Below are 6,248 nucleotides of genomic sequence, written 5' to 3'. Positions count from 1 at the left end.
GCGCCGGGCGAAGCGGCCGGGGACGACGGCGGGGTCGCGGCCGACGACGCGGACGCCGACTTCACCGCCCGCCGGCCGCCGCTGGCGGTTCTCGAGGTCGCCCCGGCGCTGGAGGGCGGGCCGCTGGCCGGGCTGCGGCTCGGCATCCTGCACGGGCGGCTGAACCCGGACGAGAAGGACCGGGTGATGACCGCGTTCACGGCAGGGGAGATCGACGTGCTGGTCGCCACCACGGTGATCGAGGTCGGCGTCGACGTGCCCAACGCGACGGCCATGGTCGTGATGGACGCCGAGCGCTTCGGCGTGTCTCAGCTGCACCAGCTGCGCGGCCGGGTGGGCCGGGGCGTGGCGGCCGGGCTGTGCCTGCTGGTTACCGACGCCCCGGAGGACAGCCCGTCAAGGGAACGGCTGGACGCCGTGGCGGCGACATCCGACGGGTTCCGGCTGTCCAGGCTCGACCTGGAGCAGCGCAGGGAAGGTGATGTGCTCGGCGCCACGCAGGCGGGCCGGCGCAGCAGCCTGAAGATGCTGCGGCTGCTGGCCGACGAGGAGCTGATCGCGTTCGCCAGGCAGGAGGCGTCGGCGGTCGTCGAGGCCGACCCGCAGCTGGCGGGCCATCCCGCGCTCAGGGAGGCGATCGACGACCTGCTCGGCCCGCAGCGCGTCGAGTTCCTCGACAAGGCCTGACCTGGGACACACTGGGAGCATGACACGGGTCATCGGCGGCACGGCCGGCGGGCGCAGGCTAGCCGTCCCGCGCGGCACGTCGACCAGGCCCACGAGCGACCGGGCCAGGGAGGGGCTGTTCTCCTCGGTCCAGTCCGAACTCGGCTCCCTGACCGGAAAGCGGGTGCTCGACCTGTACGCCGGTTCCGGCGCGGTGGGTCTCGAAGCGCTGTCCCGGGGGGCCGGGCAGGTGCTGCTCGTGGAGTCCGATGCCCGCACGGCCGCGGTGATCAAGGCGAACGTGGCGGCGATCGGCATCCCCGGCGCGACGGTGGTCACCGACCGGGCCGAACGCCTGCTCGGCCGGCCGCCAGGGCCGGCCGAGCGCTACGACCTGGTCTTCGCCGACCCGCCGTACGCCATGACCGCGGACGAGGTCACGCGGATGCTGACACTGCTCGCCGGCGGCTGGCTGGCCGACGGCGCGCTGGTCGTGGTGGAGCGCGCCACCCGGTCAGGAGCCCTGGAGTGGCCCCCCGGCTACCTGCCGGGAAAGTCGCGAAGATACGGTGAGGCCACCTTTTGGTATGGCTGGCATGGCGATGGCGCTTGAGGAGTGAGGACCGAGTGCACCGAGTGGTATGTCCTGGTTCGTTCGATCCGGTCACGAACGGTCACCTCGACATCATCAGCAGAACCGCGGGCCTGTACGACGAGGTCATCGTCGCCGTGCTCATCAACATCACCAAGCACAGCCTCTTCAGCGTGGACGAGCGGATCGACATGCTGACCGAGGTCACCAAGGGATACGGCAACGTGCGGATCGAGCGCTTCCACGGGCTGCTGGTCGACTTCTGCGCGGCGAACGGCATCACGGCGGTGGTCAAGGGGCTCCGCGCGGTCACGGACTTCGAGTACGAGATGCAGATGGCGCAGATGAACTACCGGCTGGCGAAGGTCGAGACGCTGTTCATGACCACTAACCCGCTGTACTCGTTCCTGAGCTCCAGCCTGGTCAAGGAGATCGCCAAGTACGGCGGCGACGTCAGTGGCCTGGTCCCAGAGATCGTGCTGGACCGGCTGCACACCAGGCTCGCCGAGGAGTAGCGGGGGCCCGGCCCGCCGCGGCGCCGCCGAGTTGGGAATAGAGCGGGCCGCCGGTAGGCTAAACGGTCGGCTCACCCATTGACTACACGGTAAACTGCGATGTCTAACACAAAAGGAAAATCCGTCGCGCGCGGAGTGCCCGGTGCGCACGGCCAGGGCTCAGACTCGGGAACGCGAGTTCCCGCCGGCCATGGCCGTGGCAGCGGTGACTTCGTGTTCGACATGCGGCCGCTCGGCCGGCAGCCTGGTTCTGCCCGGGACGAGACACGGATGGCGCACGCGCCTGACGGTCTCGGATCGGGGCTAGCCTCGGTGCCAGTCGGTGCGGAAGTTGCTCTTGGCCTGCGGTTCGAGGCGGTAACCGAGGGGGTGCTCGTCACCGGCTCGGCAATCGTCCCGCTGACAGGCGAGTGCGCGCGGTGCCTGGACCCGCTGACCTCCAGCATGGAGGTCAGCTTCCAGGAGCTGTACCGTTACCTGCCGGACCCGGGTGAAGACGAGGCCGACGAGGAACGCTTCCTCGACGGTGACCGGCTTGACCTGGAACCGGCGTTCCGTGACGCAGTGGTGCTCGCGTTTCCGCTTTCACCGTTGTGCCAGGAAGACTGCCCAGGGCTGTGCGCCGAATGCGGCGCGCGGCTCGCCGACGCGGGCCCGCAGCACGGGCACGCGGCGGACGTGGACCCCCGCTGGGGCCCGCTTCGCCGACTTGATATTACCGATCGAGCAGAAGACTGACAGGAGAGCAGAAGTGGCTGTTCCCAAGCGGCGGATGTCGCGCAGCAACACGCGTTCGCGGCGCGCGCAGTGGAAGACGTCCGCGCCGACACTGGTGGCCTGCCCGCAGTGCCACAGCCCGAAGCTGCCGCACGCCGCCTGCCCGACCTGCGGCACTTACCGGCGGCGGCAGGTCATCGAGCCGGCCTGAGCCTGCTTGGGGAATGCAGGTGAGCGGTAGACGTAACGACGGGGACGGTACGGAGGCGAGAGATCCTGCCGAGCTGAGATCGATGCTCGGCGTGCTGATCACCGCCGCCACGCTTGAGCGTGCGCTCACTCACCGTTCGTACGCGTACGAGAACGGCGGCCTGCCGACCAACGAGCGGCTCGAGTTCCTCGGCGACTCGGTGCTCGGGCTCGTGGTGACGGACACGCTGTTCAAGGGGCATCCCACCCTGCCCGAAGGGCATCTGGCGAAGCTGCGCGCCGCGGTGGTGCAGATGGGCGCGCTCGCTGAGGTGGCGCGGGAACTCCAGCTCGGCGGGTACATCAGGCTGGGCCGCGGCGAAGAGGGCACCGGCGGCAGGGACAAGCCGTCTATCCTCGCCGACACGCTCGAAGCGGTGATCGGCGCGACGTACATCGACTGCGGTCTTGACGCGGCGAGCGCGCTGGTGCACCGGCTTTTCGACCCGGTGATCGAGCGTTCGGCGCTGCTCGGCGCGGGCCTTGACTGGAAGACCTCGCTGCAGGAGCTGACCGCCCTGCGCGGCCTTGGCGTGCCCGAGTACGTGGTCAAGGACAGCGGTCCTGACCACCAGAAGCTGTTCCGCGCCGTGGTGCGAGTGGGCAGCAGGGAACTCGGCGCGGGCGAAGGCCGCTCGAAGAAGGCCGCGGAGCAGCTGGCCGCCGAGGCGGCGTGGGAGACGATCACCGCCGAGAGCGGGCCCCCCGCGACGCCAGAATCCGCCGGGTAACGACGGCGAACAGCACAGGACCCAGTAACGCATGCCAGAACTACCAGAGGTCGAGACCGTCCGCGCCGGCCTTGAACGCCACGTCGTCGGCCGGACGGTCGCCGACGTCCAGGTGCTGCATCCGCGCGTGGTGCGCCGCGACCTCGCCGGGCCCGCGGGCTTCACCGCGGCCATGGCTGGCCGGACGGTCAAGCGCGCCGAACGCCGCGGCAAGTACCTCTGGCTCGCGCTCGACGACGACGAGGCGCTGCTCGCGCACCTGGGGATGAGCGGGCAGCTGCTGGTCGGCGACCCCGACCGCCCGCTGTCACCGCACGTGCGGGCGCGGTTCACGTTCACCGACGGCGGCTCCGACCTGCGCTTCACCGACCAGCGCACTTTCGGTCACCTCATGCTGTGCCCCCTCGGGGGGAGCGATCCCCCCCAGACCCCCCCTGCGCATGGGGGGATCCGTCCCCCCATATCCCCCCTGGGCCCGGGGGAGACGCGAGAGCTACCGGCGCCGATCGCGCACATCGCGCCTGACCCGATGGAAGCCGCGTTTGACGACGGCGATTTCGCCGCCAGGCTGACCCGCCGCCACACGGGCGTCAAGCGGGCGCTGCTTGACCAGTCGCTAATCAGCGGCGTCGGGAACATCTACGCCGACGAGGCGCTGTGGCGCGCCCGGCTGCACTGGGCCCGGCCGACGGAAACTCTAAAGCGCGGTGAGGTCGCCCGGCTGCTGGGAGCCGTCCGCGAAGTGCTGTCCGAGGCCCTGCGTGCGGGCGGAACGTCCTTCGACACTCTCTACGTGAACGTCAACGGCGAGAGCGGCTACTTCGACCGGTCACTGCAGGCCTACGGCAGGGAAGGCGAGCCGTGCAGCCGCTGCGGCACCCCGATCCGCCGCGACGCGTTCATGAACCGCTCGTCCTACAGCTGCCCGCACTGCCAGCCGCGTCCTCGCCGCGCGCACCCGTGACGCCCATGCGCACGACGCGCACCAACCCCAAAATGTGGTGGTTTGGTTTGTCGAGGCAAGGCATCTTTGGTATGATCCTGACATAACGGGTACTCGGGTGCGCCTTGGCTTGACCACAAAAGGCCAGGGTGAGACCCTATAACTGTTTGGTTGCACGCATCGGCGTGCGCATTGCACGTGTACCCACTCTGGTCACTCAGTGTGGAGGACCTTTAACCATGGCGAAGGCTCTATTCGGCCACGTCGGCGGTGCAGATCCGCGCATGATCTCCGAGATGCGCCGTCTCCAGCAGCGTGTTCGCGACCTGGAAGCCGAGCTTATGCGGCTCCAGGAAGAGAACGACGCGCTTGCAGCTGGCGGCGGTCACGAGGATGACGTGCTCGTTCTGGATCGCGAGCCGGCGCTCACCTGACGATCTCAGGGAGCTCCGCTTAGCCCGCACGACACCGCGGGTGCGACACGGCACAACCGTACAACAACGAACCAGGGACGCCTCCCGGCGTCCCTCTTCGTTGTCCCTGTCATTCAGATGCTCGTTCGCCTCCTGTGGCAAGAAACACACTCCCAAGCACTAAACGCGTGTGACGTGGTGTGCTCCTTTTACCCTGGTGTCCGGCGGTAGACGCCTGTTGTTCAAGAGAATTTCCCGATGCCGCGCCGTTCCCCGCGGCTAATCCCGGACACGCGGTAGTGTTCGCGATGGCAGCCGTTCGACAGGCGGATCCCGGGGGAGGAGAGGGTTCGTGTACCTGAAGTCCCTCACCCTGCGCGGCTTCAAGTCGTTCGCCTCGGCCACCACGCTGCGCCTCGAGCCGGGGATCACCTGTGTCGTCGGCCCTAACGGCTCTGGCAAGTCCAACATCGTCGACGCGCTCTCCTGGGTGATGGGCGAACAGGGCGCCAAGAGCCTGCGCGGCGGCAAGATGGAAGACGTCGTCTTCGCCGGCACCACCTCCCGCGCCCCGCTCGGCCGCGCCGAGGTCGCGCTCACCATCGACAACACCGACGGCGCCCTGCCGATCGACTACGCCGAGGTGACGATCAGCCGGCTGATGTTCCGCTCCGGCCAGAGCGAGTACGCCATCAACGGCGACAGCTGCCGCCTGCTGGACGTGCAGGACCTGCTCTCCGACAGCGGGCTCGGCCGCGAGATGCACGTCATCGTCGGCCAGGGCCAGCTCGACCAGATCCTGCACGCCGGGCCCGAGGCGAGGCGCGCGATCATCGAGGAGGCGGCGGGCGTCCTCAAGCACCGCAAGCGCAAGGAGAAGGCGCTGCGCAAGCTTGAGGCGATGCAGGCCAACCTGACCAGGCTCGTCGACCTCACCGCGGAGCTCAACCGGCGCCTGAAGCCGCTGGGCAGGCAGGCCGAGGTCGCCCGCAAGGCGGCCACCATCCAGGCCGACCTGCGCGACGCCAGGCTCCGCCTGCTCGCCGACGACTACGTCACGCTGCGGGACGAAGAGGCGCGCGAGGCGGCCGGCGAGGCCGCGATCCGTGCTCGCCGCGAGACGCTGGAACGAGACCTGGCCGCCGCTCGCGGGCAGGAAGCCGAACTCGACACCGCCGCGGCGGCGCAGGCGGCCGAGTTGAGCCAGGCGCAGCAGACCTGGTTCGCGCTGTCCTCGCTCACCGAGCGGCTGCGCGGCATCGCCGGCCTGGCCACAGAACGGGTCCGGCTGCTGTCCGCCGACCCGGAACCGGACCGGCCCGGCCGCGACCCGGACGAACTCGAACGGCAGGCGGCTGAACTGCGCGACGAGGAAGCGGGCCTGACCGAACGGCTCGCCGCCGGGCGCGAGGCGCTCTCCGC

At 69.5% G+C, this 6,248-nt stretch carries 9 protein-coding genes; all 9 read left to right on the top strand.

All coding sequences use genetic code 11. The features are described 5' to 3' along the window. Window positions 1-687 (top strand): helicase-related protein (locus WA805_RS29320; protein ID WP_425243941.1); only part of this gene is annotated, 687 nt, incomplete at its 5' end. A 19-nt stretch (window positions 688-706) separates the two neighbouring features. Next, window positions 707-1,279 (top strand): 16S rRNA (guanine(966)-N(2))-methyltransferase RsmD, encoded by a 573-nt coding sequence (gene rsmD, locus WA805_RS29315; RefSeq protein WP_422290867.1) that lies wholly within the window; start codon window positions 707-709, stop codon window positions 1,277-1,279. Between the two features lie 14 nt (window positions 1,280-1,293). Then, the gene (gene coaD, locus WA805_RS29310; RefSeq protein ID WP_422280346.1) at window positions 1,294-1,773 is read left to right on the top strand and encodes a pantetheine-phosphate adenylyltransferase; all 480 of its coding nucleotides are present in this window, start codon (window positions 1,294-1,296) and stop codon (window positions 1,771-1,773) included. A gap of 222 nt (window positions 1,774-1,995) precedes the next feature. Continuing rightward, window positions 1,996-2,511, top strand: a complete 516-nt coding sequence (locus WA805_RS29305; RefSeq protein WP_424559199.1) for a YceD family protein — start codon at window positions 1,996-1,998, stop codon at window positions 2,509-2,511. A gap of 13 nt (window positions 2,512-2,524) precedes the next feature. After that, window positions 2,525-2,701 carry a 50S ribosomal protein L32 gene (gene rpmF / locus WA805_RS29300; RefSeq protein WP_422280342.1) on the top strand — a complete coding sequence of 59 codons (177 nt, stop codon included), beginning with the start codon at window positions 2,525-2,527 and terminating at the stop codon, window positions 2,699-2,701. A gap of 82 nt (window positions 2,702-2,783) precedes the next feature. Further along, on the top strand, window positions 2,784-3,470 hold the full coding sequence (gene rnc, locus WA805_RS29295; protein ID WP_422280352.1) for a ribonuclease III: 687 nt from the start codon (window positions 2,784-2,786) through the stop codon (window positions 3,468-3,470). Window positions 3,471-3,501: 31 nt separating this feature from the next. After that, window positions 3,502-4,434 carry a bifunctional DNA-formamidopyrimidine glycosylase/DNA-(apurinic or apyrimidinic site) lyase gene (mutM, locus tag WA805_RS29290; RefSeq protein ID WP_424559197.1) on the top strand — a complete coding sequence of 311 codons (933 nt, stop codon included), beginning with the start codon at window positions 3,502-3,504 and terminating at the stop codon, window positions 4,432-4,434. Window positions 4,435-4,652: 218 nt separating this feature from the next. Then, the gene (locus tag WA805_RS29285; RefSeq protein ID WP_422276383.1) at window positions 4,653-4,847 is read left to right on the top strand and encodes a hypothetical protein; all 195 of its coding nucleotides are present in this window, start codon (window positions 4,653-4,655) and stop codon (window positions 4,845-4,847) included. Window positions 4,848-5,178: 331 nt separating this feature from the next. After that, on the top strand, window positions 5,179-6,248 hold a 1,070-nt coding region (locus WA805_RS29280), incomplete at its 3' end, for a chromosome segregation SMC family protein (RefSeq protein WP_425243940.1).

The sequence above is a fragment of the Trebonia sp. genome, from assembly GCF_049794275.1.
Lineage (GTDB): Bacteria > Actinomycetota > Actinomycetes > Streptosporangiales > Streptosporangiaceae > Trebonia.
The sequence above is the reverse complement of the archived record's forward strand: the minus strand, read 5'-3'. Positions and strand labels throughout refer to the sequence as shown.